Annotated in this window: 4 protein-coding genes; 2 read left to right on the top strand and 2 right to left on the bottom strand. The window is 29.6% G+C overall.

Features of this window, described 5'->3' with window-relative positions; genetic code table 11:
* On the top strand, window positions 1-649 hold a 649-nt coding region (locus ACT8VG_RS10515; protein WP_444195839.1), incomplete at its 5' end, for a sensor histidine kinase.
* A gap of 10 nt (window positions 650-659) precedes the next feature.
* Here the strand turns inward: ACT8VG_RS10515 and ACT8VG_RS10520 are convergent.
* A complete protein-coding gene (locus tag ACT8VG_RS10520; RefSeq protein WP_444195840.1) occupies window positions 660-1,094 on the bottom strand; it encodes an HD domain-containing protein in 435 nt (144 codons plus the stop codon).
* A gap of 130 nt (window positions 1,095-1,224) precedes the next feature.
* Between ACT8VG_RS10520 and ACT8VG_RS10525 the strand changes: the two genes are divergently transcribed.
* Window positions 1,225-1,803, top strand: a complete 579-nt coding sequence (locus ACT8VG_RS10525; RefSeq protein WP_444195841.1) for a TetR/AcrR family transcriptional regulator — start codon at window positions 1,225-1,227, stop codon at window positions 1,801-1,803.
* Here ACT8VG_RS10525 and ACT8VG_RS10530 read toward each other — a convergent pair.
* Window positions 1,800-2,131, bottom strand: a 332-nt coding sequence (locus tag ACT8VG_RS10530; RefSeq protein WP_444195842.1) for a DUF956 family protein, incomplete at its 5' end; no start/stop codon positions are given. The two genes, ACT8VG_RS10525 and ACT8VG_RS10530, sit on opposite strands and share 4 nt — an antisense overlap.

A 2,131-nucleotide genomic window follows, 5' to 3' on the forward strand; every position in this document is an offset into this window, starting at 1 on the left:
ATTAAGTATAGAGAAAGAGAATTATCTAGTAAAATTAAACAACGAGGAACTGAAATTCAATAAGAAGAATTATGAAAATATCATTACTCATATGAATGAAATCAGAAAGATCAAGCATGATATGAATCATATGTTGTTGTCATTACTGGAAGATTGTGAAAAAAAAGATTATGAATCACTCCATAATCATATTAATAACCAATTACATAGAATTAATGATAGACAATCAGTGTTTACGGGTATTGTATCTTTTAATCTTATATTATCTTCTAAAATATCTAAGATTAAAGGTAAGAATATTGAATTTATTTCCAGTCAATTTGATGATGATACCCCTATGGATAAGATAGATTTCTATGTATTACTAGGTAATTTATTAGATAATGCGATTGAGAATTGTACATCAAAGTCTATTAAGAAGATTATTCTTGATATCTATAAAGAGAGTAATGATTTCGTTATTGATATTAAGAATACCAGTATCAATAATCCTCTTGTAGATAACCCAAACTTCAATACAACTAAAGAAGATTGTGGTCATGGGTTTGGAATGCGTTCTATTATGAATATAGTCAATAAGTATTATGGAGAGATCACTTATGATTACTCATATCGTTATTTTAGTGTTCAAATCAGAATAAAAAGCTAGAAATTCTAGCTCATCTTCCAAATAATGTCTCTTCTATTGCACAGATTTTATCTGCAATACATACTATCCATGCTTCAGTGCATGTAGGAGGAACAGGAGTTAAAGGAAACATGTGTCTGGCTATAATATTTTTAACTCGTGGTGAGAGTGTGTAATCCATTTCTGCATTTCTTTTAGCACACCCTGGATGAGTAAAGCCATGGAAATGTCTTCCTTTTCCATCATGCCAATCATATAAGAAATAGTCATGAAGTAATGCTCCAATGACTAAAGCATCCATATTAACCTGTATTGGAAGCCATTTGGCTATCTTTACACTCATACGAGCAACATTGACACAATGTGTATAGACAGAAATAGAACCATGTTGAATATAGTTCTTAGTTTCATTTAAGCGACCTGCAGTTTCTAAATAGCGTAACTTCTTCTGAATAATATATGACATTTATATATCTCCTCTTGTTGAAACCTACAATCTGCCTGTATTATAATATAAATAAATGAAACAATATATGGTCAGAATATAATAGAAATGTTGCTAAAGATACATATTGTTTAGAAAGTGGGTAATAAAAATGGACCAAAAGACAGATAAACGTGTTATCAAAACAAAACATGCTATATATAAAGCTTTTGTAGAGCTGTTAAATGAAAAAGATATCAATCAAATCACAATTACAGACGTTGCGAAAAGAGCCAATATTAACCGTAAAACATTTTATAATTACTATTCAGATATCAATGATGTCATGGAAGAAATAGAAAATCTAGTAGTCGCAGCTTTTATCAAAAACATTGGTACAGTCGAGTTTACTAATATGGCTGATTTCTTAACTGAAATCTTTATTAAGTTTACAGAAACAGTAAATCATGATTTAGAATTCTATGGTTTACTTTTTAAGACAAATAACCGTTCTTTTCTTATTGTAAAAATTGTAGATATTCTTAAAAAATATGTACAACAGCGTATTGAAGAAACAGAAACACTAGATCAAAAAAGATTTAAAGTAGCAGTTGATTTGTGTATTCCTGGTATTATATCTGTATATATGAATTGGTTTACAAATAGATATGATTATTCTATAGAAGAATTATCTAGTCTTCTAACAGACTTTATTCTTAATGGAATACAAAAAAATTGGCCAGGCAATTAAGCCTGACCATTTACTTTATGTCGATAATTGGAGTCAAAAATGTATCTTAATCCTCGCTTAATAATGGTAAAGAACGTAGGGGAACGATACATTTTTTCTTTTGGAAAATGATTTCCAACCACCTGTAATGTTTTCACATTATCACGTGTAGAGAAAGTAAAATGTCCATTGTTTTTAGTGAATATTGCGAAACGTGCAATTTTCTTACTAAAATATACAGAAGCACTGATATAATCAATTTCTTCCCATGGAATCTGAATAAAGTCTTCTTTGTTCTTTTCGTTATAGAACTCAAAAGCCTTGTCCCCTACCATGACATCCCCATAGT

It is taken from the genome of Catenibacterium sp. (assembly GCF_052354645.1).
GTDB classification, from domain to species: domain Bacteria; phylum Bacillota_I; class Bacilli_A; order Erysipelotrichales; family Coprobacillaceae; genus Catenibacterium; species Catenibacterium mitsuoka_A.

Excerpts from the sequence above, each read along its gene's own strand:
- ACT8VG_RS10525 (WP_444195841.1), top strand. The coding sequence starts at position 1,225 with ATGGACCAAAAGACAGATAAACGTGTTATCAAAACAAAACATGCTATA.
- ACT8VG_RS10520 (WP_444195840.1), bottom strand. The coding sequence starts at position 1,094 with ATGTCATATATTATTCAGAAGAAGTTACGCTATTTAGAAACTGCAGGT.